Source organism: Dialister hominis (assembly GCF_007164725.1).
Lineage (GTDB): Bacteria > Bacillota > Negativicutes > Veillonellales > Dialisteraceae > Dialister > Dialister hominis.
Genome location: NZ_AP019697.1, coordinates 115351 through 141050, shown reverse-complemented (window position 1 = coordinate 141050; position 25700 = coordinate 115351). Strand labels below are relative to the sequence as shown.

The following is a 25700-nucleotide window of genomic DNA, read 5'->3' as shown; positions in this document are numbered from 1 at the left end:
AGAAAAGAAATCTACGTCTTGGTGGATTTCTACACCCCTTTTCTTTTGCCCATATAGCCTTCAGGCATTACCAATGGTACAATGGCTTTGACTGAAAAAGGAGGAAATTATGGAAATCAAAGAAGGAATGACAGGAAAAGCGGTCCTTACGGTGGATACGCCTCATACAGCGCGCGTGATGAAGAGCGGCTCGCTCGATGTCCTCGCTACGCCGATTCTCTCGGCGCTCATGGAAGAAGCTTCCTGCGCCGCTATCGCAGAAGCTCTGGATGAAGGGATGACGACGGTCGGAGGTTCCATCTCCCTCGTCCACAAAGCCCCCACCCTTCCAGGCGACACCGTCACAGCAACGGCTGTGGTGACTGGCGTGAAGGGAAAGAAGATCACATTCACCATCCGCGCAGAAGACTCTGCCGGTGAAGTGGGCACGGCAGACCACACACGCTTCATAGTCGAAGCCGATCCTTTCATGGACAATGCAGGGAAGAGAAAGAATAAGGAATAAGGAAAGTAATGAAAAGAGCCATCTGGAATGTGGAAGCATTCGGGCTGGCTCTTTTTGTGGGGTGGGATTAAAACAGAACAACCAGCCTGACGGCTGTGGGAAAAGATTAAAACCATACAACCGCAGCTTTGCTGCGTGGAGATGAACCTCCTCAGGCGCATACGCGCCAGCTCCCCCTACGGGGCGAGCTCAAACACCCTAAGCGATGATGCTTCGCCTTTTTAGAAAATGCAACTCTTTCTCCCAGCATCAGAAAAGTGATAGGCTGGGCACTTTCCCCTCCGGGGACAGTTCGGCGATGTGAAATATAAGAAATCATTTCTGATTTGTTTTGAACTTATATACCTACGGCTGAGGAAATGCAACTCATCCCTTTACTTATTAACTTCACCTCATTCGCGCAGCTACAGATAAAAGATAAGCTGCGCACCTTCCCCAGAAGGGAAGGCTTCACAAGGAATAAAGAAAAGATTTCCAATCTGATTTGTTTTGGACCTTTCGTAATCCTATCCAAACCTTCCCTTCCAGGGCAAGGTCAAGACCGGCCTACGGCCCTTCTTTATGATCCAGGAAGGCTAGTGTTAGCAGCGCTCCAGCAAAATCAAAAAAAGGAATGTGTCGTCCTTGCGGGTTCACATTCCTTTTTTCTTTTATATATTTTTATTCCTTATGTTATTTCTGGTCGAGGCCTTCGTGGGCGCTTTCCAGGACCCCTGTGCCGTCGAAGATGGGGATGAAGGCTTTGTCGGAGCTTTCTTTGGCCTGGACGTAGCCATCGGTGATGCCGAGGTCTTCCATGTAGCTTTCGCATTCCTCATATTCTTCGTCTGTGATTCTCCGGTTGATTTCGGGGAATTCGCTGGCTCTTCTGTATGGAATGTACTGGCGCATGAGGCTGAAGAGGACGTCGCCGGGGGCGAAGGTTTCTGCTATGTATTCCATGATGCGCTTGGTGTCTTCTACCTGGCCGGGGAGGATGAGGTGGCGGATGAGGACGCCTTTTTTGAGGATGCCGTCGGGGCCTATTTCGTAGGGGCCGGTCTGACGAAACATTTGCTCAATGGCGGCGGAGGCTTTTTCGAAGTAGTCCGGGGCGTCGCTGTAGCGTTTGGATGCTTTGCTGTCCATGTACTTGAGGTCAGGGAGCCAGCACTGGACTTTATTTCTCAGGAAAGCGACTGTGTGGACGCTTTCGTAGCCGCCGCAGTTGTAGACGACGGGGACGGGCAGCGGGTCTCTCAGGCTCTGGAATATGGCGTGTGTGTAATGGGTGGGCGTGACGAGGTCAATGTTGTGGGCGCCCTGGCGGATGAGCTCCTGATAGATTTCTTTCAGGCGGTCGACGGAGACTTCTATGCCTTTCCTCATTTCGCTGATTTCGTAGTTCTGGCAGTAGACGCAGGAGAGGTTGCATCCTGCGAAGAAGACGGTGCCGGCGCCTCTGGTTCCTGCGATGCAGGGTTCTTCCCAGTGATGGAGCGCAGCTCTGGAAATGACGGGAAGCATGCCGCTGGCGCAGTAGCCGACGGTGCCGCGGTCACTAGCCGAGCGCTTCCTTTCTATTTTGCATGCCCTTGGGCAGATGTTGCAGATACTCATTGGATTCCTTTCCGGGTTTCCCCTCATGAAAATCTCTTTTATTGTACCACAGGTGGATAGTGGGAATTTCATCCATTTCCCGCATGGTTTTCAGATTCTGTCATAGAAATTTTATATTTCTGTCGTTGCCCGCGATATAAAAAAATCATATAATATAGGGTATTCAAACGTAGTCGTTTTCCCTTATTGTGTTTTGAAAGGAGTTCATTCATGGAAAAAAACGCAGGTCTCCTCGAGAGGATCTTCCATCTCAAAGACAGCGGGACCACGGCCAAAACGGAAATCATGGCCGGTATCACCACTTTTATGACGATGGCATATATTCTCGCCGTCAACCCGAGTATCATGAGCACGACGGGCATGGACAAGGCTGCTGTTTTGACGGCAACTGCCATTGCCGGCTTCATGGGTACCATGCTGATGGCAGTATTTGCCAATTATCCATTCGCGCTTGCGCCCGGCATGGGGCTGAACGCATTCTTCGCCTATACGGTCATCGGCCAGATGGGCTATTCCTGGCAGATGGCTCTGGCCGCTGTCTTCGTTGAAGGTATCATCTTCATCATTCTTTCATTGACGAGTGTCCGCGAGGCGATCTTCAATGCGATTCCGATGAATCTGAAGAGGGCAGTTTCCGCCGGCATCGGCGTCTATATCTGCTTTATCGGTCTGGCTTCGGCTCATGTCATCGTAGCTAATCCTGCGACGAAGGTTTCTCTCTTCTCGTTCAAGGGCGCTATGGCAGCCGGCACTTTCCATACGGCTGGCGTTCCGGTCGTTCTTGCAATCGTCGGTATTCTTTTCACCGCTATACTGATTGCCAAGAAGGTCAGAGGCAATATCCTCTGGGGCATCGTCTTCACATGGGTTCTCGGTATCATCTGCGAACTGACCGGCGTTTATGTTCCGGATCCTTCCGCCGGTGCTTTCAGTACGCTGCCGGATCTGTCCAACGGTCTTGCCTCTTTCATTCCGGCAAGCATGGATCCGATTCTTTTCCAGCTTGACTTCTCCCAGCTGGCGACCTTCAATTTTGTCGTCGTTTTTCTGGCATTCCTCTTTGTTGACCTCTTTGATACGATCGGCACGCTGATCGGCGTTTCCTCCAAAGCAAACATGCTCGACAAGAACGGCAAGCTCCCGCACATTAAGGGCGCCCTGATGGCTGACGCTGTCGCTACGGCAGGCGGCGCACTGCTGGGCGTTTCCACAACAACGACTTACGTAGAATCTGCAGCAGGCGTTTCTGAAGGCGGCAGAACGGGTCTGACCGCTGTCACGGTTTCCATCCTGTTCCTGCTTTCTCTCTTCTTCTCGCCTTTCTTCATGGCTATCCCGGCATTCGCTACAGCTCCGGCTCTGGTATCTGTCGGCTTCCTGATGTTCACGGCTGTCACCGGCATCGATTTCGCTGACCCGACGGAAGCATTCCCATGCTACCTGACGATCATCGCTATGCCTTTCACCTACAGCATCGCAGAAGGCATCGCTTTCGGCATTATTTCCTACACGCTGATCAATCTGCTGGCAGGAAACCGCTCGAAGGTCAGCCTGCTGATGATCATCCTGACAGTACTCTTTGTCATGAAGTATATTTTTATCTGATTAGGCACTTTCGCCATTCAAGAAGGGGCTGTGACGGAATGACTGCTCATTTTGTCACAGCCCCTTTTTCAGGAGGTTATTTTGGCTTATGCTTTGATGTTTTTTGCCATCGGCATGGAACTGACGGGAACGACGCTTCTCAAGTATTCGCAGGGGTTCACGAAGCTTCTGCCGACGATCGGCTGCCTCGTTTCCTACTTCATCTGTTTCTTCTCATTTTCCCGCGCGCTTAATGATCTGAATCTGGGCCTGGCGTATGCGACCTGGAGCGGCGTCGGCATCGTGGCGTCTGTCCTCATTTCCTGGTTCCTCTTCGGCGAGAAGCTGAACGGCTGGGGCATTCTCGCCGTCGCCATGATTATTATCGGGTGCATTATACTGAACGTGTTCGGCACTGATCACTAGAAAGGAGTCTTATGAAATCTTCGTGCAAAGTCCTCTTTTCGTTTCTTGCTTTCCTTCTTCTCTCCATCGAAGGCGCTTTTGCGGCGGCTCCGGAAATCACAGCGGATGCCGCTGTCATTTACGATCCTGCTGCCAAGGTGTTCCTGTACGAAAAGAACGGGACGAAGAAGGAATATCCGGCCAGCATGACAAAGATCATGACGGCGATTCTTTCTTTTGAAAAAGCGACGCCCTACGATACGGTCAAGGTGAGCCGGAATGCTGCTGATATCGAATCGACGGCGCTGAGCGGCGGCGAATGGATTGCTCTTGGCCAGCTCCGGAATCAGATGATGCTGATCTCGGATAACGGCGCGGCAACGGCGATCGGAGAAACGATTTCCGGCAATCTCCCCCGCTTTACGGACCTCATGAATGCGAAGGCGAAGGAAATCGGCGCAACGCATACCCATTTCGTCAATGCGAACGGCATGCCCGACCCGGATCATTACTCCACGGCAGAGGACATGGCAAAGATCGCGGCGTATGCGATGAAGAATCCGAAATTCCGCCAGCTGGTAGGGACGCGCGAAAAGCAGGTCCACTACATGCGTCCGAATGAAACGGTCACCTTCGGCAATACGAATGAGCTTCTCTACTCCTATCCGGGAGCGACGGGCATCAAGACGGGATACACCAGAGCGGCTGGAGGCTGCCTTGCGGGATCTGCCATCCGTGACGGCAAGGAACTCATCGTCATCGTCATGCATTCCCAGAATACGGACACACGCTTCACCGAAGCTGCCAAGCTTCTCGACTACGGCTTCTCTCTTGAAAAAGAGGGCGCTGTGAAGACACCGGTGAAAGCACCTGGCAAGAAAGTGAAGAAAGCGGCGTAAGAAAAAAAGGGCTGTGACAAAATGGTTAATCATTTTGTTGCAGCCCTTTTTTGCTGGTATATTCGATTAGATGATTCTCCAACACATTTATATATTTGTGTTATCTGAAGACCTCAAAACCTCGCTGCGCTCGAGAACTACTTTATTCCCCGGCTTCGCCGGGACCTTGGTATGATTCAACAAGAAAGACAGAATAATATCATAAATATATTAGGAGGTCATTCTTATACCATGTAAAACCAAAGCGTCCCCGGAGGAAATGTTAGACCAGATTGCTTCATATCTCTATCAGGGTGTTACGATTACCCAGGCAGCTGAAAATCTTCATATGAGCCGCATAACATTCAGAAAATGGGTTCTCCGGTATAAAGAGGAGGGCTTTAAGGGATTGCGGCCCAGGCAGCATTTGTCTTACTACTCCAATCAGATGAAGATCCAGGCCGTAAAGGAATATCTTAAAGGCGGCGTTTCCATGCTTTCCGTCTGTGCCAAATACAGAATTTCCGGCACTCTCTCCCTTAAAACATGGATTGAGGCGTATAATGAGCATAAGTTGACAGACCTCGTTTCTGAAGGAGGAGATCTTATGGGCAAACGCCAGCAATCGGTCAAGGAAGAGCGAGTCAGAATCGTTCAGGAGTGCATCGCCAGTGGATGCGATTACAACAAGATAGCCAAGAAGTACAACATGTCCTACCAAACACTCTACACATGGGTAAAAAAGTTCAAGGAGATGGGAGAAGTTGGTCTTGAGGATTACAGAGGAAAGCCAATCAGGCTCCAAACGCCCCGGACCGAAGAAGAACGGCTGCGTCAGGAGAATGCCAGACTTTTTGAAGAGAAGAAGGATCTTATAGCAGAGATTGCCCTGCTAAAAAAAAGATGGAGATAGAGGAAAGGTTGCGTTCCTCGAAGGATTCAGCCTTACTCACCTTCTCAGAGATTTTAAAGCCATAAAAGAAGTCCATGAAGAAACCAACATCTCCATAGAAAGTCTCTGCCGACTCTCAAAGGTCTCCAGGGCAGCTTATTACGGCTGGCTGAATCATATTAAGAGCGGCCGTGAACTGCTGAGAGAAAAGGTCGCACAGGAGGTCGTGAAAATCCATCAGGAATATCCGGATATGGGATACCGCCGGATGAACGATTGGATCAAGAAGTATAGCGAGAGCCACCTTATGGTAAGTGACAGTCTGGTTCTTCGTGTCAGGCGGATACTTAATATTAAGTCCGTGATCAAATACAAGACCGATGGCTGCACTCGTAACGCAAAGGATCCAAAGTACATTTTTGAAAACCTGCTGAACCGTGATTTCGATGCAGGCGTATCCAATGCAAGATGGATGACGGATGTCACCGAATTCAAATACACAACGGCTGATGGAGTTTTGCATAAGTTATATTTAAGCGCCATTATTGATGGCCATGACCGTCGGATTGTCTCTTATGTCATCGGCGACAGAAACAATACTGCACTGGCTTTTGAGACAATGGAAAAGGCGCTTAAAGAGAATCCAGGAGCACATCCAATGATTCATACTGACCGCGGATTCCAGTATACAAGCAACGGATTCCATAAGATCGTTGAAAAAGCAGGACTGGTTCACAGCATGTCCCGCGTAGGCTGCTGTGCAGACAACGGTCTGATGGAAGGGTTCTGGGGAATGCTGAAGCGCGAACGTTACTACACACGTAAATTCACCAGCCGCAAAGCAGTGGTAAGCATGATCAACGGCTACATCTACTTCTACAACAACAAACGCATTCAGCGCAAATTACATCTTTTAGCCCCAATGGAAGTATTCAATGCAGCTCCAATGGCTGCATGATTAAGATTAAGGTACGATTAGATTTTTTATGATATTTATTTGTCTGTATTAACAAATCCGCACCACCTTTTCCTTCGGAGCAAGGTTAACACCCTTAAACCGAACTTCGTTCGAGAAAAGAGAAAACAGCGTTTTAGCGATTTTTGTCACAGCCCCTTTTCTATTTTCCATCTATTTCTCAGTCTATGAGTACCATGCCGTAGACGGGAAGTTTCTTGACGGGGCCGGTGAGCATTTCGGAGCGGTAGCCGTTGTCTTTGATAAGAGCGAAGACGTCGATGCCGCAGGCTTCGAGCGACGGTCTTGCTTCGAGCGGATGGACGCAGTGCTTGAGATTGCAGGTCTCACAGAGACGGCAGCGGCCGGCTTTCAGTGCGAAGGCTTTGTAGTAGTTCTTCAGCATAGCGCTTCTTTCTACTTTCAGCAGTACTTCGAGAAGGCCGTTTGTGACGCCTGTGTCGACTTTGGTCCAGTCTTTGCAGTCTTCTTCGGTGAGTGTGACGGTGTACTGGATGATGATGCCATTCTTGTATTCACCGATGAATTGTTTCATGAAAGGAAGCTCTGGTGTGTACGGCGGGCAGCAGAGCGTCTTTCCGTAGTTCGGGCAGCCGAACTGGCACTTCATTCTCGGCCAGGCGGCGAGTTTGACGCTGGCGATGTCGACTTTTTTCGCATCGGATGCGCCTGCTTCTTTGGCCTCTTTGATCAGGTCCTGTAAATCTTGTTCAGTCATTATATCCTCCTTGGGTTTCCCAAATCCCATGCCGGTATTATTATTGTTATCCGGCTTTTCCTCTATTGTAGCACTAAGGAAATCCTATGGTGCAGGAAATTTCGGATATTCTTCACTTGCTTTTGCTGCGGCGCGAAAAGGTCGTATGAATCAGCTTCCAGAGCGGCAGCAGGTACAGGTAGAAGGCATAGGGAATGGATGCGAGGGGCGCGCTGGTCGCGGCGAGGACGATGGCGCAGGCGATGGACCATGGAATGACGGCGGGGATGACGATAGCTGTGTCTTCCAGGTCTTCCGCAAACTGCTCCTTGTCCTTATTGAGTGTCCCGCAGAGCTGGGATGTAAGGATGACTGCGAGCGTCTGGCTGCAGGAAATGAGGCTCGTGATGATGGCAGAGAGCAGCGTCGCCGGATAATTCCCGAAGCGGCGTGCAAAGGTTTCAAGTTTCCCATGGATGCCGTCCAGAAGTCCCGTCCCCTGGAAAATGCCGGAGAAGGAAGCGGAGAGGCAGACGATGGCGGCGACATGGAGCATGGATACGATGCCTCCCCCATTGACCATGGGCGCAAGTTCCGGGACGGGCGAAACGTAGCCGAAGATCATGATGAAAAGGATATTCCATGGATCCTGCGCCTGCTCGGTGTAGGAAAGAAGCGCCGCCAGAGCGATGCTGACGGCCATATTCGTTTTGACGGGTACGCGGAAGAAGCTGAGGAGGAGAATGGAAACGGCAGGCAGCGCAAGGATGGGCGAAAAGATATAGAGCTCTTCAAAGTCTGCAGAAGCTGCGGCTGACGCGGCGGCATCTGGAAGCATTTCTCCAAGAGCAAAGTAAATCACGCAGGAAATGAGGAATGGCAGAACTGCGGATTTTGCCATATTTCTTATATTCGTATAGAGGTCGACTTCCGTTAGGACGCTGACGAGGAGCGCAGAGGTCGAGACGGGCGACATGCGGTCGCCGAAGTAGACGCCGGCAAGGATGGCGCCTCCCACCATGGCCGGCGGCATACCGATGGTCATTCCGATCGACATGGTGATGACCCCCATCGTGGCGGACGTGCCGAAGGATGTTCCGAGGAGAAAGGAAACCGCGCAGTTCAGAAGGAAGGCAATCAGGATGAAAATGGACGGCTCTATGAAATCGGAAGCGAGCGTAATGATGTAGGCAATCGTTCCCGAAGCGCGCCACACACCTGTCAGCATGCCGATCAGCATGAAGACGATGAAGATGGTGCGGACGGACATGACGCCCTTCCATGCCATGGAGAGGACATCGGACAAGCTGTACTTCTTATAGAGTCCGTACCCGACGAAAAGAAAGAAGCCTGCGCCAAGCGCATAGAGGAGCTCTGATCCTGTCAGGATGCAGATAAAAAAAATGGCTGCGAAAATCCCTAAAACGATATTTGCCATATAGATCACTTCCCCCGGCCGGGTTTTCCCCGGTCTTTTTTACTGTCTATTCATACTGTCATTGTATCACGCTATTTCCCTATCGTCAGCAGAAAAGCCGATGGAATGCGGAGATTTCCCCTTCCAGTATCAATGAAATTTATAGTATAAGAAAATGTAAAGAATTATTTAATATTTAATACCTTGCATTACAAAGTACTTTGTGATAAAGTATGTTCAACGAAGAAAACAGACCGCCAGTCAATAATCCAGGGAGGTGTTTTCTTCGGAAGATCTTAGTCACCCAAGAAAGGAGCGGCTATGAATGTACAATTGAAGAAAGGTGTCATGGAGATCGTGGTTCTCTCCATGCTCCAGCGGAAAGATTTCTATGGCTACGAGCTGGTCACGGAAATCTCCAAGTACATCGAAATGTCCGAAGGTACTATTTATCCGCTGCTGAACCGTTTCAAGAAAGATGGCCTGGTCGACACGTACCTGGCTGAATCACATAATGGCCCCCCGCGGAAATATTACCGTATCACAGACGCAGGCCGGGCTGAATTCCAGGAGTCCGTGAAGGAATGGACGGAATTTAACAAAGCTGTGCGACGACTACTTGCCGAAGGAGGCGAATCTTATGCGTGAAAGTGAATTTTTAGACCTTCTAAGGTATTATTTCCGCAACGCGAAGCCGAGCGAAGTGAAGGAAATCCTCGCTGACTACGAGGCTCATTTCGAAGAAGGCAAAAAGGAAGGACTTACTGAGGAGGAAATCTCCAAGGAGCTCGGCAGTCCGAAAGATATATATGATTCCTACCAGTCCGAAGGCGTCGTCGATGAAAAGACGAAGACTTCCACGCTGATGGATGGCGCTGAAAAGGCAGCCAATGCCGCTGGCAAGGCAGCCGATGCAGCACAGAAGAAACTGGGCGAAACCTGGGATGAGGTCAGCCCGAAGCTTCCGCAGGCTGTGGAAAGCACAGCTCTCCTGACAGCACGTCTCCTCTACGGCGCAGGCATCGTCCTTGCCGTATTCATCGCAGCAGCAACGATCCTGATTCTGGGTCTCCTGCAGGTACGGTTCGCACCGTTCCAGGGTATTCCCCCGCTTCCGGGTCTCCACCCGCTGACGCTCTTCTCGATCGGCGGCGCTGGCATCTTCTCCGCCCTCGCTGTTCTCTTCACGGGAATCGAAGGCAGCAAAGCTCTCCAGAGCACCGTCAAGAAAGATGATCATAAAGAGGAAGGCGGTGAAGGCAAATGAAAAAAATCATTGTTTTCATCGTACTCGCTATCCTCTCCATGGTGACAGCCGCCGTTTCCTTCGTGGCAAACGACATCGGCTCCTACCGTCACTGGATCGCTGAAAATAAACCGGCGATCATGGAAAACTTTGACCACAAGGACAGGCACATCCGTCCTGATGAAGAACGCAGGATGATGGATGAACGTCATGACAAGGACTTCAAGGGTCCGCCTCCGGATCTCCACGGCCGTGATGACCGCAGGGATGTGAAGGATGCTGACAAGGCAGCCAAGAATGCACCGGCGCAGGATCAGAAACCTGCACAGGATCAGAAGCCGGCCGCAGAAAATGCTCCTGAAGCAGCACCGCAGAACTAATCGTGATTTCCCCGGCAGGGTTTCCTGACCGGTACATATTGGAAGGACAGGCAAAGGCCTATTTTGGAAAAGAGGTACATTATGAACAAGAAAATTATCGCAGCAGCTATCGCAGGACTTGCGCTGACAGGCGCTCTCGCATTCGGCACGACGGTTTCCGCCGCTGACGAACGTCCGATGGTTCCTCCGGAATATTCCCAGAAGGGTGATGCCTGGACAAAGAACAATGACCAGTACTCCAGTCAGCAGATTCAGAACATGAAGAAAGCTGAACAGAAGGACCAGAAAGAACATGCCAAGAAAGTGAAGAAGCATGTAAAGAAAGATCAGAAGCAGGACAATTTCGAACAGGACAGAAACAAGAGATACGAAGACCAGGGCATCCACTACGGCCAAAAGCACGAAAAGAAAGCCCCGAAGGTCAAGAAAGAAGAAAAACAGGACCCGCCGAAAGCTATGGGTCCAGACGATGAGGAATGGCACCGCATCTAATCCTGGTTACCCAAAAGTAACCGCTTGCCATTATTTGATTTAGTGGATACAATAATCCCTATGTCATGGAAGCCCTTCCGCTCCGCACCTCCCAAAACGCGAACGGAATGCATATATAAATTTGCTTCAGAAAGGATGGATTCATTATGAGAAACCTGAAGAAACACATCATCATGGTATCTGCCGCAGCTATGTTTGCCGCAGCCGGATTTGCAGGAAATTCCGTTTTCGCCGCTGAACCGACGACTGACAATTTCGTGCTCCCTCCGCAGATGACCGAGCAGCAGAAGGCTGATTGGGCCAAGGACAATCCGCAGTACCGCGAAAAGGAAACCCAGCAGGCAGAAAGAACTGCTAGAATGGCTCCGAAAGCCGTCACTCCGGATGAAGTCACCAATACCGGCCGCGATTACCGTATCGCTCTCCTCAATGCAGAAGAAGGCCGCGCTCCAAGAAGCGACGAGAATGCCATGATGCAGAAAGACGGACAGCCTGCACCTTCCGACAAGGCCAATGGCCCGAGAGTCAGAAGAGGTGACCGCCGCATGCCTGAAGGCCAGCAGCAGCCACAGCACCGCTTCCACCGCAAGGATGGACAGAAGGACGAATGGAAAGCTGACGGCCAGAAGGGCGAGCAGCATTTCAAAGGCGAAAAACGTGATGGAGAGCACCGCTTCGACAGACAGGACCGTGACGGACAGCACCGCGAAGGTCCGAAAGACAAGCGTTTCAAACACCATAAGAACCCGCGCTTTGATCAGCAAAAAAGGTAATGAGCAGGGCCAGCATAAGAAGGACCACAAATTCGGTCCGAGAGACGGCCAGCCCACCCCTCCTCCGGACGCAGGTTTCCAGCCGCGTCCGGACGGACAGATGCAGCCTGAAGAATAAAGACTGCTTGACGTGAATCATGACCAGGCGGACTTCCCAAATAAACCTGGCCTTCACAACTCATCTCTCCACCTTCCCGATTTCGGAGAGCGAGTATAAAAAATTCACAAATCCCGGATGCCAACCTTCCCAAAACCGGCGTCCGGCTGCCAGAGCAATCCCATGCTTTGGTTCACTCCAAGGGGCCGGACAAGGAACGTTATCTTCCTTCCCTATAAAAAGAACCTTTCCCCCGGCCTCCGGCAGGATCCCTCCTTCCCAAAATCAGATCCTGCCAAGCCTTATCCTTCAGTTCCGGTTTCTTCCTCCCTGTTGAGCCGGAATCCCCCGAAGAATGAGGTACTCCCTTACAAATTAATACCTTCCCTGAAGGATACGAAGTCCTTCACCAAAAAGCCGCTATTCCCCGAGCGGCTTTTTGAGTGGGAATTTTGGTGGGTGGAGGGAAACAGGGCAACGGCAGGAAAGAATAAAGGTTCTTCACGCTTTTTTGTGGGATAAAAATAATACTAAAATTGCAAGTTCAAATTGAACACCTTTAACCAAATAATTTAAGCTGCATAGACGGTATCTAAATAAGCTTCAAATAAATCATCAGGCGTATCATACCCAAGGGACTTTCTAGGTAATGAATTCATATCCTCTGCAAACCAGAGAATCTGCTCAGCAGAGTAGTTTTCGATAGACTTTCCCTTAGGTACGTACTTTCTGAAAATGCGATTGTGACGCTCATTTTGAGCTCTCTCATAAGAGCTATATGGATGAGCAAAATATACCATTATACCATATCGTTCTAACTGAGATAATTCCGCAAACTCAGTTCCGTTGTCTGCTGTAATTGTTTTAAATACAGTAGCAAATTGTGATCCATAATATATTTTGAGACTACGTAAAGCAGCTTTTACAGATGCTACATCTTTACGTCGAATCTTAATAGCAATGAATTTATGCGTTACTTTCTCTACTAAAGTTAGTACCACAGCCTCTTTACCTTTACGCTTACCAACGATAGTATCTATTTCCCAATGACCAATCTCAAGATGTAGCTTAACGATATCTGGTCGTTCATCAATACTTCGGCCAAAGATGCGTACGTTCTTTGCTTGTTTAGGCTTTGACTTTTTACGACTAAGCAGTTCTGGTACATCGAATAGGGATAATGGTAGGCGTGATTGATTAAGGGCGTTATACAGCGTTTTAGCACATACAAGTTCCTCTTCAGTAAACAGATTATGCTTCTTAGCATAGCCAGCACATACGTCTAATGACCAGTTAGCTTTTTTAACTTGCGCTGCAACCCAAATAGCAAATGGACTTTCAGACGTAATGCGCTGTTTACGACCAGAACGTTTTCTGTTTTCATAGTAAACGGCTTGACCTCGACTAGGTACATACTCTGTTGGTCTGCCTCGATGTGTCGTCTTAGTTGCAGTGCCACGTTTTAATTCGTAGCCCACAGTACTAGGTGAGCAATTAAGTGCTTTTGCAATCTGGCGATAAGAGTAACCTTGCTTATGGAGCGCTTTGATTTCGCATCGATCTTCAAATCTTAAGTGTTGTCCTCTTTCGCGAGGTAGGGTATTAATGGTATTATTTAGGTAGTCCATAGTGATTGCCTCCGGTTAATTTTGTGTCGTAACTTAATTTTACCATTGATGCAATCCTATGGATCTTTTTATTTAGTTTTAGTGTTCAATTTCATTCTACAATTTACGGATAAAAATAATAACATATAAAATTGGCATTGAAAAAGAGCATTATCTACTCCAAAATGTAAGTTGCCTAAAACTACGCACGGAGGTCGAATAATGCTCTTTTATTACCATAATGAAATCACTTTTAATTGTCAATATTATCGCACAGAAAATATCACTAACCATCCAAATCCTCATTGCCATACCCGAGTTACCAGTCTACGGACTGCCAGAGATTTTTCCTGTCCGCACTGTCACTCCCGTATGTATAGTTATGGGGCTTTTTCTGTACTCATCAAGGATTTTCCAGATCTTCCTAAGCAAAAGAAGTATATAGAGTTCTCGGGGCACAGATTCCGCTGCACATCCTGCGGGGAGACCATAACGGAAGATATCCCCTGCCAATGCCCTTTCACACGCGTTACTTGGGATATGGCCTTGTGGATTATCCATCTGCTTAAGTGTCATACATCCATTTCTGCCATTTCGGCCATGCTCTCTGTACATTGGAGTACCATACAGAAAATACAAAAGCATATCATGGATAAGGCGTTGGCTGCCTTTGAAACCTGCGCCTGAAGAAAAGTAACTATCGCCCACGGTATTTGGCCGTAGATGAGTTCGCTATCCATAAGGGCCATCGCTATGCCACCTGCGTTATGGATTTGGAAACGGGATTCATCTTGTGGGCCGGCCTGGGCCGCTCCATGGCAGATTTTGAGCACTTCTTTAAGAGCATTGACCTTTCGCTTCTTTCCAGGCTAAAAGCGGTGGCCATGGATATGAACGCATCCTTTAACAGGCTGTTCCAGAAATATTGTCCGAAGGTCCCCATCGTTTATGACCGGTACCATATGCAGGCACAGTTTGGGCGTGATGTTATGGGAGCCGTGCGCCTGGAGGAAGCACAAAAGCATAGGCAGGAAGCAGAAGCATTAAAGGAATATACGAAAGAAACTAATAATCCAGAGCTCCAGAAGATGGCCAGGGAAAAGAGCCATGAAGAAAGGAAGCTTTATACCGAATTAAAGAAATCCCGATGGATACTGTTAAAGAAGGACGACCACCTGAATGAAAGGCAGAAAACTCATCTGTTGGATATCCTGAGCGAGCATAGGGATTTGGCGATTTGTTATGCCATGAAGCAGGAGATGACTCGTCTGTTCACATTGACTGCCTATGAAGAAGCTCTCGCCGGATGGACAAAATGGATTCAGGCTGGACTGGAGAGCGGGATTCCTGCCCTGGTAAAGTTTGCCCGGCAAAAGCAGAAGCGAATCAAGGGACTGGCTGCTCATGCCCTGTATCCTATCAATACGGGGAAGCTTGAAGGATTCAATAATAAGATCAAGGTACTAAAAAGAATCGGATATGGGTACCGAAACATGGATTATTTCTTTACCCTTATCCGATTCCATTCTTTACCTAAAAATTATTCATCCACCAAATTTCCGTGAAGAGCTAGAATAAAACTATACAACCAGCCTTCGGCTGAGGAAATGCAACTCATCCGTCGGCTCCGCCGCCACCTTCCCTTCCAGGGCAAGGTTAAGTTCAAAACCGTACAACCGCAGCTTTGCTGCGAGGGAACTTCATCTCATTCCCGGTCTCCGACCGGACCTAGTACAATAGAAGTGTAGTAGATAGGTCGCTCCTATCCGCTGCACTTATTGCATATAATTAGGGGAGTAGATGGTTTGACGGCGACCCACCGGTCCGTTTACTGGACGTGGAGAAGAGGGTCAGCCTTCCCCTTATTATGTGTGCTCGCGTTAGGCAGGTTTATCTCCGTGTTCGTGTAAAAAAACTAGTTTGAGTGGTAATAAGTGTGTGAAGGATTAGCGTCTACCAACTACAAATATCTTTTATAGGAGGTCACTTATGATCTATGTAGGTATTGATGTATCCAAAAGAAAAAGTACGGTGTGTTTCATGGCGCCTGGCGACAAGATCATCTGCAGGCCCTTTGATGTTAAGCACACAAAAGAGGAACTTCAGCCTCTGGTCGATGAAATTCGGGTACAAGCAAAGTATGACGAGATAAAAGTCGTCATGGAATCAACAGGTGTCTATCACCTGTCGATAGCCTATTTCTTGCAGCAGAATGGGATTTTTGTATCTGTCGTCAACGCTCTGAAGGTTGCTAATTTTAATAAGGCAGAGAACTTCAGACACACAAAGACAGACTCCATCGACTCCACGAATATTGCCAGATATGGAATCGCTTATTGGGCAAAGTTACCGCAATTCGATCTTAATGGAGATAAGTATTTCCTCTTGAAGAGACTCTGCGATGCTTATCTTAACTTTTCGGAGGAAAGAAGCCGCATCCTTCTCCAGCTGCAAAGTCAATTGGAGCAGACCATGCCAGGAATCTTCGATCTTTTCGGAGGATTCGACATAAACAGCGGTAAAGACAAACTGCTGGATTTCCTGGAAAGGTATTGCCACATTGAGGATATTATTGCTAAATCGGAAGCAGAATTTGTCGCATCTTATCGCGAATGGGCAGAAGAAAAAGGATACCGTTCCAATGAGAGTAAAGCAGCGACGATCTACGCTCAAGCAAAGAATGGTATCCCTTCCATCCCCAATAATCCAATTGTTAGAGAAACCATCATGTGGTATGTCGGATTACTGAGAAGAGCCGACGAGGCTCTTATGGCTAGTTTAACACGAATGGAAGATATAGCCAAGGATCTGCCGGAATATGAACTCGTCGGCGAGATGGGCGGAGTCGGAAGAGTTACCAGAGTAGCGCTTATTGCCCAGATCGGAGATGTGAGACGTTTTAAAAACAAGCATTCTCTGATCTGCTTTGCAGGCCTGACCCCATCAATACATGAATCAGGGAAATTCCGAGCCTCGCAGAATCACATAGTAAAGAAAGGTCCTGCGCGGCTGCGGAAAGTATTGTATCAAGTAATGATGTCGTTAGTTATGCATAAAATCCCCAAAGATGATGCAGTATATAGGTTCATAAAGAAGAAAGAGTCAGAAGGAAAGTATAAAAAAGTAGCAAAAGTAGCAGGAATGGCTAAGTTTTTACGAATATACTACGGCCGGGTGATGCATTTGTGTCGCGACTTAGGCCTTGCTGCGTAAATAAGGCAAACAAGTAAAGAAAAGCGGAAAAAGCCGAGTGTGAGATCGGCCTTTTCGTAGTGCAATGAATTAGTCGGCCAAACTCCAAAATCTAATCAGTTAGGATCAGTCAGGAAATCCGACAAGAAATTCTATAAGAAATTCAAAAAATACCAAAAAATTAAAATTGGGGCTTGTTCTTGTGTAGCAGGTCTTCTCCTTCGGAGCAAGGTTAACACCCTTAAACCAAGCTCCGCTTGTTGGAAAACCTTATTACCTCGCTTCGCTCGACGAAATGCAACTCATCCGCCCGACCTTTTTAGAAACTGCACCCCTTTCGCCCTTCGGGCACTTCCCTCCGTTGGGGGCAGCTCTGCGATGAGAAATGAAAAAAAATCAAATCTATTTTGTCTTGAACTTATATAGGCACCTTCCCCGTCTAGGAAGGCGAGTAAAACCCTGCTGCGCTCGAAAAGGAAGCCCGGGAAATGGTATTTCCATCTTCCCCTCCCTGTGTATTTATATTTTATTTATCATTATTTAAAGGCAGAGGAAGTTTTATCGTGTAGTATCGGAAATGAAAATAGGGGCGGCAGACGCCCCGGCTCGTTATCACTGTGCTATAATATAGGATAGCGCTTAAGCTCATATTTTGGAGGATTTATTATGATATCAATCGTGACACCCGTTTATAACGAAGAAGGAAACGTCGTTTACTTTCATGACGAAGTGACTAAGGTCATGAAGGGCGTTGACATGGATTATGAGATCATCTATGTCAATGATGGCTCTAAGGATCGGACGGATGAGCTGATCCATCAGCTGGCTGACAGTGACCCTCATGTGCGGGCGCTCACGTTTGCCAGGAATTTCGGACATCAGATCGCCATTACCTGCGGTATGGATTTTGCCATCGGGGATGCAGTGATTACGATGGATGGGGATATGCAGCATCCGCCGGAACTGATTCCGAAGCTGATCGAGAAGTGGCAGGAGGGGTATGATATCGTCCAGACGATCCGCACGACGACGGAGGATGCAGGGCCGGTGAAGAAGATGACTTCGGCCGGGTACTACGCTTTCATCAATGCGATTTCGACGACGCGTGTCACTCCCGGCGGTTCGGATTTCCGTCTGATGGACAGGAAGGCGCTGGAAACTTTCAAGAAGTTCCGTGAACACAGCCGTTTTATCCGCGGCATTGTCGGAGGCCTTGGTTTCAAGCAGACTTCGATCGAGTTTGAGGCGCCGGCCCGTCACGCCGGTGTTTCGAAGTTCTCCATGCGCAAGATGCTTCATTTCGCTATGGACGGCATCATCACGAATTCGACGCTGCCGCTCCGCATGGCTTTTTACATCGGTGTCCTTGCCGCTGTGGCCGGTGTGCTGGTGATCCTGCATGTACTGTACTGTGTCATTGCAGGACAGGCTGTACCGGGCTGGGCGACGATGACGATCCTGATTTCCATTTTCGGCAGCTTGAACCTGATGGGTCTTGGTATTGTGGGAGAATACCTGGGCCGCATTTTCGAGGAAGCGAAGAATCGTCCTCTGTACTGGCTGCAGGATGATACGGCTTCCCATGCCGATAATCCTTATCGTGAAACGCACGATCATTTATAATTTCTACGCACAATTGAAAGGAGATTTTCATGGGCGATACACCTTTTTTCGAAAGTGAATTATTTGCTGAACTGAGTGAAGATCTGAAGGCATCTTCCCGCTTTACAGCAACCTACCGCATCAAGGCATCTGATTATGAGGAAGCAAAGAAGCTGGCTTTCGGCATCTGCGTGGAGCAGACGGTCGAATGTCCGTATGAGCTGGTCGAGGATACTCCGATCGGAGATACGATTGTCGGCCAGATTGAATCGATCAATAAGGCTGATCCGGGTGCTTACTACGCTGTCATTTCGTATGATCCGGATGCTGTAGGCCATGAAATGTCTGAACTGGTCAATATGTTCTTCGGAAATACGAGTCTGCAGCCTGGCATCCGCCTGATGTCGTTCGAGCTTCCGGATTTCATGTACAATGATTATCCGGGTCCGCGTTTCGGCCGCGAAGGCATCCGTGAATTGTGCGGTGTGGAACATGGCCCGATCCTCATGAGTGCGATCAAGCCGCTCGGCAAGAGTCCGAAGGAGCTGGCTGAAATGGTTTACAAGCTCGCTCTTGGCGGCTGCCCGATCATCAAGGACGACCATTCTCTCATGAATCAGGATTATGCTCCTTTCGAAGAAAGAGTGCTCCAGTGCGTCATGGCGCTGGCTGATGCGAAGGAAAAGACAGGCAAGAAGAGCATGTACATCGCCAACTGCACGGCTGACGGCCTGCAGATGCTCGACCGTGCTTACAAGGCGCAGGAAATCGGGGCAGACGGCATCATGGTCGCTCCGGCTCTCACCGGCTTCACGCTGATCCGCGATCTGGCAAGGGATCCGGAATTCCATCTTCCGATTTTCCTCCATCCATGCTTCTCCGGCTCTCTCGTTCTTTCTGAAGATTCCGGCATGTCCCCCTTCTGCTATTATGGACAGCTCTCCCGCCTGATCGGCGCTGACGCTGCCATCTTTACCAGCTTCGGCGGAAGGTTCTCCTTCTCTGTCGATACCTGCCAGAAGATCTGCGAAGGCACATCGGAAATGATGGGCGGCCTCCGCTCCATATTCCCCGTTCCTTCGGGCGGCATGCGCTGGCAGCTTTTCAAGAATATGTACCAGACTTACGGTCCGGATACGATTTTCCTCGTGGGCGGTGCTCTTCAGACAGAAGGCCCGGATCTCACGGATAATGTGAAGTTCTTCCTGGAAAAACTGGAAGAAGCACAGAGATAATATATAAGACAATAAAAAAGGGGCTGTGACAAAATGGTTAATCATTTTTTGCAGCCTCTTTTTTGCGTCTTTATTTCATCATTTTTAGCTCTGCTGTAAGCCTTTTACGTAAAAATGCGCGTAAGCCCTTTTACCCCCATAAGACTTTTAATTATATTGTCTTAGGCGGCAATCCTTATACGCATTATTTTTGTGATGTATTTCCTTAAATTATAGCCAAGTGCTACCAGGTATAACTCGGCTTTTACAGAATCTATCCCTTTTCTGACGATTCTTTTGTACCATCTGTCATGTTTCATGATTCCAAAAGTTCCTTCAGCCTGGATTGACCGGTTCATTCTTAGCAGGGCTCCATGGATGCTTTCCAGATTATCCTGAACCTCCTGGTACATGTTATTCCGTTCTCTGCTCAATGAGATTCTTTTGTTCTTCGGGGTCTTTTTACATTGCTCTGCCAGCGGGCATCCTTGGCAGTCTTCGCATTCAAATACTTCCTCCTGCCTGCCGTATAAGTTCCCTCTGACCAGATGTCTGTAGATAAATTTGAAAGCCCTGTCATTTGGACAACGGATGGTTCCATTCTCATCAACTCTAAAGTTTATTGGCCGAAACGGATTGGTATGGTATTTCTTGTCTTTCGTTTCTTTCTTGTACATGGGGAATTTCATATACTTTTCCATACCGTGCTGCTCGCAATAGATGTAATTGTTGAAAGATCTATATCCTGCATCTGCCACAGGATACTTAGGATAAGCCCCATAGACTTCGTGGAATTCCTCCATCAGCGGTACGAAGCAATCCATATCTGAACGATACTGGTTAACATCAATTACGGCAATAAATTCATCGGCAACACCTATTTGGACATTGTATGCAGGCAGAAGCTGATCATTTCCCTTGTAGTCCGACTTGATTCGCATGAATGTTGCATCCGTATCGGTCTTCGAGTAACTGTTTCTGGAAGTACCGCATATCTGTATCTTCTCAACATATTCTTCAAGTTTTGATGTATATGCCTTAAGCTGCTCATACTTGCGTTGATGATCGGACTTGCGATGCCCGCTTCCATGAACAAAGGCCGTCTCATCAATCTGCCAGATTTCTTTTAATTTATCCAATACCAGACGCAGATAGTCCGGAGCGTATTCTGTATTGATGTTTACACTCATATGGTCATACTTAAGATCATCATTGAGTAACTCAAAAAGGCTGGTAATCTTGGCAAAATGCTTGTAGCGAGATTTTTCAGCGGATTTCTTCCATACCCAGCTATATTTATTTGCGTTCGCTTCAAACTTGGAACCGTCAATATATATATGCTGCAAATCCACGTTGAGTTTGCCGCAGAGTTCTTTCGTAATTGAATAAAAGATATCCTTGAGAGAATACTTAAGAAAGCCCTTCACGAAATGACAGAATGTCCGATAGGATGGGGCTTCATAATTCATCAGGTACATATATCTGATGTTAACCCTGCAATTATCTTCAAGTTTTCTAAAAGAGCAATATCCTTTTTCTGCGAAACCATAGATGATCGTTTTCAGCATGTTGACGGGATTATACCTGGGTCTGCCAGCGCCACGCGTCGGTATGTAACGAAGGTACTTTTTAAGATCGATTTCCTCCATAAATCTGTCATACATTAAAACAGGATCATCGACATTGAGAATCTCAGAGGGAAACATTGGCAAAATGCCTTGTTCTGCGGTAAAATGATTGCTAGTGTTGTTATTTTTCATTGCAAAAAAATTATAACACGAAAGGCTCTGCCCCGGACCAAATGATCCGGGGCAGAGCCCTTTTTGTTGGGATGAATTTTGTCACATCCCCTTTTTTTATTTAATTATCTATTCCATCCGTTTTCTTAGAATACGTAGTTCAGGGAGACGGTGGCAAGATCGTCGTAATTGGTCTTGGCTTTGCCATTTGTCTTGACATCGAATGCGTATTCACCGTGGAGACGGACGTTCTTCATGAGAACAAGATCGGCAGATGCGAGCCAGAAGCGGGAACGGTTGATATCATTTCTGTCTTCTACAAGGCCTGCTGCGGATGCTGTGTAGGTGGTGTCGTTCAGGAAGGAGCCCTTTTCAGCACTGATGTACTGGCCAGCAATGCGGAAGGTGCCAAATTTCTTCATGTTGTAGTGGCCGAATGCGAGGCCTGCTGTCCATGTCTGCGGATCGTTCTTGTAATCGGTGTTCTGGTAGTAGTCGCCGAAGATGTCGATATCTTCAGTCACGCCGGCAGTAAGGCCTGCGCCCCAGATGCGTGCATCATACTTGTCTTCGCCCTGGATGTATTCCGCATCATAAGCCAGACGTCCGCTCTTGCCGTATACGCGGGCAATCGCTGCGGCTCTTTCTTCTTTCGTATCTGCTTTGCCAAGGTTTCCGCCAATGAAACGGCCATAGCCGATATCAGCGGCGAGTTTCTTGGATCCGATGGTAGCCATAGCACCGTCGAAGGTATCATCGTACTGCAGTCCGGTCTGGCCAAGGAAAAGATCCATGCGGCCGAGTGTCAGTCCTGCTTTGCCATTGAAATCATGGTGAACGTAGAGCGTATTCATGTACGCATCGCGCTTGTCTTTTCCCTTGAAGTTCATGTCGTAACGGAGACGGCCATAGGCATAGGTGCTGTCATTGACCTGGCCCTTGACGGAAACCTGCATACGGCCATCCCATTTATCTACGGCTTCGCCCTTGTCACCATAGTACTGGAGAAGACGGACACGGCTGTTGCCGGAGAAGGAAAGGTTTCCGACTTTCTTTTCAAGGTTGGACACGCGTACGCCGAGGTTTCCAAGTTCATCGGCATATTCGCCGGCGAGTTTGTCCAGCATGGCTCTCTGCTCTGCATTCATCTGATCTTCATTGGCCAGCATGCGTGCAATGATCTGTGCCATTTCGAAACGGGTGATGTTTCTTTCGCCGCGGAAGGTACCGTCCGGATAGCCGACAACGACGCCCTGTTCGGACAGATCGACGACTGCCTGATACGCCCAGTCATTGGGTGTCACATCAGAAAATGGGTTGGCTGCGCTGGCAGAAATGCCAAGTGCAAGGACTGCCATGGCAGTCAAGGTGATTTTCTTCATTTCTAAACTCCTTTTCAAACGAGTCTGAAAACAGCAGCTCCCGACCGCCATATTTCAAGACTAAGTGAAAGATTCGTCTTATTATAGCAACTAGATTAGAGGATAACAAGGAATTATTAGAGATATGTATAAGATTTCATTAATGAAAAATGTGTATTGCTTTAATAATTGAACGCTGTGCTTCAAAAAAAGAAGGGCTGTAGAAATGATTGAACATTTCCACAACCCTTTATTACATATTTACTTAATTACCCATTTGCTTAATGTGCTTCTGCCATGTTGGAGATGGAGTCTTTGGATGCTTCTTCCATGACGTAGCGTTTCTTGTCCACTTCGTTTCTCCAGTGGAGGACGGCGCTGATGACAAAGGCAACGGCGAGCATTCCGGCAAAGAGCTGGAGGGTAGCGCTGTAGCTGCCGGTGGTTTCTTTCATGAATGCCAGGATGAGCGGGCCTGCCACGCCTGCGATGCCCCATGCAGTCAGGATGGATCCGTGGATGGAAGCGAGCTGGCGTACGCCGAAGATGTCAGAAAGGAATGCCGGCATGCAGGAGAAGCCGCCGCCGTAGCAGGAGATGATGGCAAGAACGAGTGCCTGGAAGATGAAGCCTTCTCTGGTAATGGAGAGCTGATGGAAAGCAAAGACTTCAAAGAGGAAGAATACCATGTAGGTGACGCCGCGGCCGATCCAGTCGGAAATACTGGACCATACGATACGGCCGCCGCCATTGACGATGCCGATGATGCCGACGAGGGATGCTGCCTGCGCCGGGGTCATGCCGATGACTTCCTGTGCCATCGGGGATGCAACGGCAAGAAGACCGATGCCGCAGGTAATGTTGGTAAAGAATACCCACCAGAGCGCATACCATTTCCATGTATGCATCGCTTCTTTTCTGGTCATCTGCGGGCCAAGGACGGTTCTCTTCTTGCCAAGAGCCGCTTCCTGCGCGAGGACTTCATCGATCAGGGCAGGAATTTCGCCTTTTTTCGGCGGACGCAGGTAGGAAGCCGAAGCAATCATGACGACGGCGTAAACGCAGCCAAGGATGACGAAGTTTTCTAACAGTCCGTACGTATCAACGAGCCAGCGCATGACCGGGCCAGCGATCAGTGCGGCAAATCCGAATCCCATGATTGCCAGGCCTGTCGCAAAGCCTCTGTGGCGCGGGAACCATTTGACGAGTGTGGAAACCGGCGTGATGTATCCGGTGCCAAGGCCGATGCCTCCGATGCATCCGTAGAAAAGGTAAAGGAGCGCCGATGAGTGCATGTGCACGGCAAGCGCTGTCCCCAAAAGTCCTGTGCCGAAGAAAAGAGCGGAAACGAGACCGCTGCGGGATGGTCCGATCCTTTCCACGAAGCCGCCCAGGAAGCCTGCGGACATGCCAAGAAATAAAATAGCGAGCGAGAATGCCCATGTCGTTTCGCTAAGAGTCAGTCCCATAGCTGCCATGACCGGCTTTGTAAGAACGCTCCATGCATAGACGCTGCCTATGCAGATGTGAATTCCGACCGCAGCGAGTGCAATCAACCAACGATTTCTTCTCATATAATCCCTCCACTTTAACAATGAAGGGAAACCAAAGACGCAAAAACCGCCTGTTCAGGTTTCCCTGCCCAGACGGTCGGCCAATCAGATCATCCGCGGTTCACGTGGTCGATTCCACATCATTCCGTCAGTTCCGCGGTGTCTTTCGTTTGTGGCTTTAGATTACCATCCTTTTCCATATGTGTCAAGGAAAGAATTCTGGCTCTTCACGGAAATTTGGGGGATGAATAATTTTTAGGTAAAGAATGGAATCGGATAAGGGTAAAGAAATAATCCATGTTTCGGTACCCATATCCGATTCTTTTTAGTACCTTGATCTTATTATTGAATCCTTCAAGCTTCCCCGTATTGATAGGATACAGGGCATGAGCAGCCAGTCCCTTGATTCGCTTCTGCTTTTGCCGGGCAAACTTTACCAGGGCAGGAATCCCGCTCTCCAGTCCGGCCTGAATCCATTTTGTCCATCCGGCGAGAGCTTCTTCATAGTCAGTCAATGTGAACAGACGAGTCATCTCCTGCTTCATGGCATAACAAATCGCCAAATCCCTATGCTCGCTCAGGATATCCAACAGATGAGTTTTCTGCCTTTCATTCAGGTGGTCGTCCTTCTTTAACAGTATCCATCGGGATTTCTTTAATTCGGTATAAAGCTTCCTTTCTTCATGGCTCTTTTCCCTGGCCATCTTCTGGAGCTCTGGATTATTAGTTTCTTTCGTATATTTCTTTAATGCTTCTGCTTCCTGCCTATGCTTTTGTGCTTCCTCCAGGCGCACGGCTCCCATAACATCACGCCCAAACTGTGCCTGCATATGGTACCGGTCATAAACGATGGGGGCCTTCGGACAATATTTCTGGAACAGCCTGTTAAAGGATGCGTTCATATCCATGGCCACCGCTTTTAGCCTGGAAAGAAGCGAAAGGTCAATGCTCTTAAAGAAGTGCTCAAAATCTGCCATGGAGCGGCCCAGGCCGGCCCACAAGATGAATCCCGTTTCCAAATCCATAACGCAGGTGGCATAGCGATGGCCCTTATGGATAGCGAACTCATCTACGGCCAAATACCGTGGGCGATAGTTACTTTTCTTCAGGCAGGTTTCAAAGGCAGCCAACGCCTTATCCATGATATGCTTTTGTATTTTCTGTATGGCACTCCAATGTACAGAGAGCATGGCCGAAATGGCAGAAATGGATGTATGACACTTAAGCAGATGGATAATCCACAAGGCCATATCCCAAGTAACGCGTGTGAAAGGGCATTGGCAGGGGATATCTTCCGTTATGGTCTCCCCGCAGGATGTGCAGCGGAATCTGTGCCCCGAGAACTCTATATACTTCTTTTGCTTAGGAAGATCTGGAAAATCCTTGATGAGTACAAAAAAAAACCCATAACTATACATACGGGAGTGACAGTGCGGACAGGAAAAATCTCTGGCAGTCCGTAGACTGGTAACTCGGGTATGGCAATGAGGA

Annotated in this window: 24 protein-coding genes and 1 riboswitch; of the genes, 16 read left to right on the top strand and 8 right to left on the bottom strand. The window is 48.5% G+C overall.

Annotated elements, in window-relative coordinates; all coding sequences use genetic code 11:
- Positions 1-109 precede the first annotated feature (109 nt).
- Positions 110-505: a thioesterase family protein gene (locus tag Dia5BBH33_RS00630; protein ID WP_143332143.1), complete on the top strand. Its 396-nt coding sequence runs from the start codon at positions 110-112 to the stop codon at positions 503-505.
- Positions 506-1177: 672 nt separating this feature from the next.
- Here the strand turns inward: Dia5BBH33_RS00630 and Dia5BBH33_RS00625 are convergent.
- Entirely contained in the window at positions 1178-2104 is a 927-nt protein-coding gene (locus tag Dia5BBH33_RS00625) for a radical SAM protein (protein ID WP_143332142.1), read from the bottom strand.
- Between the two features lie 210 nt (positions 2105-2314).
- Between Dia5BBH33_RS00625 and Dia5BBH33_RS00620 the strand changes: the two genes are divergently transcribed.
- The 5 genes from Dia5BBH33_RS00620 to Dia5BBH33_RS00600 all read left to right on the top strand — a co-directional run bounded on the left by Dia5BBH33_RS00620 (position 2315) and on the right by Dia5BBH33_RS00600 (position 6821).
- Complete coding sequence (locus tag Dia5BBH33_RS00620) at positions 2315-3709, top strand: NCS2 family permease (RefSeq protein ID WP_143332141.1); 1395 nt, start codon at positions 2315-2317, stop codon at positions 3707-3709.
- Positions 3710-3790: 81 nt separating this feature from the next.
- Positions 3791-4114 (top strand): DMT family transporter, encoded by a 324-nt coding sequence (locus Dia5BBH33_RS00615; RefSeq protein ID WP_108850134.1) that lies wholly within the window; start codon positions 3791-3793, stop codon positions 4112-4114.
- 11 nt (positions 4115-4125) lie between these two features.
- Positions 4126-4992 carry a D-alanyl-D-alanine carboxypeptidase family protein gene (locus Dia5BBH33_RS00610; protein ID WP_108850135.1) on the top strand — a complete coding sequence of 289 codons (867 nt, stop codon included), beginning with the start codon at positions 4126-4128 and terminating at the stop codon, positions 4990-4992.
- A 259-nt stretch (positions 4993-5251) separates the two neighbouring features.
- Positions 5252-5884: a helix-turn-helix domain-containing protein gene (locus Dia5BBH33_RS00605; protein ID WP_143332140.1), complete on the top strand. Its 633-nt coding sequence runs from the start codon at positions 5252-5254 to the stop codon at positions 5882-5884.
- A gap of 61 nt (positions 5885-5945) precedes the next feature.
- Positions 5946-6821, top strand: a complete 876-nt coding sequence (locus Dia5BBH33_RS00600) for an IS3 family transposase (protein ID WP_108850042.1) — start codon at positions 5946-5948, stop codon at positions 6819-6821.
- Between the two features lie 178 nt (positions 6822-6999).
- On the opposite strand, the gene Dia5BBH33_RS00595 is transcribed toward Dia5BBH33_RS00600, so the two are convergent.
- Together Dia5BBH33_RS00595 and Dia5BBH33_RS00590 are read right to left on the bottom strand one after the other, a co-directional pair.
- Positions 7000-7557 carry a DUF2284 domain-containing protein gene (locus tag Dia5BBH33_RS00595; RefSeq protein ID WP_022381749.1) on the bottom strand — a complete coding sequence of 186 codons (558 nt, stop codon included), beginning with the start codon at positions 7555-7557 and terminating at the stop codon, positions 7000-7002.
- Positions 7558-7669: 112 nt separating this feature from the next.
- Entirely contained in the window at positions 7670-8974 is a 1305-nt protein-coding gene (locus Dia5BBH33_RS00590) for a Na+/H+ antiporter NhaC family protein (protein ID WP_143332139.1), read from the bottom strand.
- 300 nt (positions 8975-9274) lie between these two features.
- Between Dia5BBH33_RS00590 and Dia5BBH33_RS00585 the strand changes: the two genes are divergently transcribed.
- The 5 genes from Dia5BBH33_RS00585 to Dia5BBH33_RS00565 all read left to right on the top strand — a co-directional run bounded on the left by Dia5BBH33_RS00585 (position 9275) and on the right by Dia5BBH33_RS00565 (position 11844).
- Positions 9275-9601 carry a PadR family transcriptional regulator gene (locus tag Dia5BBH33_RS00585; RefSeq protein ID WP_022381747.1) on the top strand — a complete coding sequence of 109 codons (327 nt, stop codon included), beginning with the start codon at positions 9275-9277 and terminating at the stop codon, positions 9599-9601.
- A complete protein-coding gene (locus tag Dia5BBH33_RS00580; protein WP_108850139.1) occupies positions 9594-10220 on the top strand; it encodes a DUF1700 domain-containing protein in 627 nt (208 codons plus the stop codon). The genes Dia5BBH33_RS00585 and Dia5BBH33_RS00580 overlap by 8 nt, the downstream gene beginning before the upstream one ends.
- On the top strand, positions 10217-10579 hold the full coding sequence (locus tag Dia5BBH33_RS00575) for a hypothetical protein (protein WP_022381745.1): 363 nt from the start codon (positions 10217-10219) through the stop codon (positions 10577-10579). The genes Dia5BBH33_RS00580 and Dia5BBH33_RS00575 overlap by 4 nt, the downstream gene beginning before the upstream one ends.
- An 81-nt stretch (positions 10580-10660) precedes the next feature.
- Complete coding sequence (locus tag Dia5BBH33_RS00570; protein WP_022381744.1) at positions 10661-11071, top strand: hypothetical protein; 411 nt, start codon at positions 10661-10663, stop codon at positions 11069-11071.
- A 146-nt stretch (positions 11072-11217) separates the two neighbouring features.
- Positions 11218-11844 carry a hypothetical protein gene (locus Dia5BBH33_RS00565; RefSeq protein WP_143332138.1) on the top strand — a complete coding sequence of 209 codons (627 nt, stop codon included), beginning with the start codon at positions 11218-11220 and terminating at the stop codon, positions 11842-11844.
- A 669-nt stretch (positions 11845-12513) separates the two neighbouring features.
- Here the strand turns inward: Dia5BBH33_RS00565 and Dia5BBH33_RS00560 are convergent.
- Entirely contained in the window at positions 12514-13569 is a 1056-nt protein-coding gene (locus Dia5BBH33_RS00560; protein WP_143332137.1) for an IS30 family transposase, read from the bottom strand.
- Positions 13570-13920: 351 nt separating this feature from the next.
- On the opposite strand from Dia5BBH33_RS00560, the gene Dia5BBH33_RS00555 reads away from it, so the two are divergent.
- The 5 genes from Dia5BBH33_RS00555 (at position 13921) to Dia5BBH33_RS00535 (ending at position 19577) form a co-directional block, all read left to right on the top strand.
- On the top strand, positions 13921-14235 hold the full coding sequence (locus tag Dia5BBH33_RS00555; protein ID WP_162501734.1) for a transposase family protein: 315 nt from the start codon (positions 13921-13923) through the stop codon (positions 14233-14235).
- Positions 14236-14261: 26 nt separating this feature from the next.
- The gene (locus Dia5BBH33_RS00550) at positions 14262-15113 is read left to right on the top strand and encodes an ISL3 family transposase (protein ID WP_162501733.1); all 852 of its coding nucleotides are present in this window, start codon (positions 14262-14264) and stop codon (positions 15111-15113) included.
- Between the two features lie 424 nt (positions 15114-15537).
- Complete coding sequence (locus tag Dia5BBH33_RS00545) at positions 15538-16761, top strand: IS110 family RNA-guided transposase (RefSeq protein WP_143332134.1); 1224 nt, start codon at positions 15538-15540, stop codon at positions 16759-16761.
- A 645-nt stretch (positions 16762-17406) separates the two neighbouring features.
- Positions 17407-18363 carry a glycosyltransferase family 2 protein gene (locus Dia5BBH33_RS00540; protein WP_022381939.1) on the top strand — a complete coding sequence of 319 codons (957 nt, stop codon included), beginning with the start codon at positions 17407-17409 and terminating at the stop codon, positions 18361-18363.
- 29 nt (positions 18364-18392) lie between these two features.
- Positions 18393-19577: a RuBisCO large subunit C-terminal-like domain-containing protein gene (locus Dia5BBH33_RS00535; protein ID WP_108850143.1), complete on the top strand. Its 1185-nt coding sequence runs from the start codon at positions 18393-18395 to the stop codon at positions 19575-19577.
- A 161-nt stretch (positions 19578-19738) separates the two neighbouring features.
- Here the strand turns inward: Dia5BBH33_RS00535 and Dia5BBH33_RS00530 are convergent, their stop codons facing one another.
- The 4 genes from Dia5BBH33_RS00530 to Dia5BBH33_RS00515 form a co-directional block, all read right to left on the bottom strand.
- The gene (locus tag Dia5BBH33_RS00530) at positions 19739-21316 is read right to left on the bottom strand and encodes an IS1182 family transposase (RefSeq protein ID WP_143332133.1); all 1578 of its coding nucleotides are present in this window, start codon (positions 21314-21316) and stop codon (positions 19739-19741) included.
- Positions 21317-21441: 125 nt separating this feature from the next.
- A complete protein-coding gene (locus Dia5BBH33_RS00525) occupies positions 21442-22677 on the bottom strand; it encodes an S-layer homology domain-containing protein (RefSeq protein ID WP_143332132.1) in 1236 nt (411 codons plus the stop codon).
- A gap of 260 nt (positions 22678-22937) precedes the next feature.
- On the bottom strand, positions 22938-24230 hold the full coding sequence (locus Dia5BBH33_RS00520; RefSeq protein ID WP_143332131.1) for an L-lactate MFS transporter: 1293 nt from the start codon (positions 24228-24230) through the stop codon (positions 22938-22940).
- Positions 24231-24289: 59 nt separating this feature from the next.
- Positions 24290-24375: riboswitch (ZMP/ZTP riboswitch) on the bottom strand.
- A 61-nt stretch (positions 24376-24436) separates the two neighbouring features.
- Positions 24437-25627, bottom strand: a complete 1191-nt coding sequence (locus Dia5BBH33_RS00515; RefSeq protein WP_162501732.1) for an ISL3 family transposase — start codon at positions 25625-25627, stop codon at positions 24437-24439.
- Positions 25628-25700: the final 73 nt, after the last annotated feature.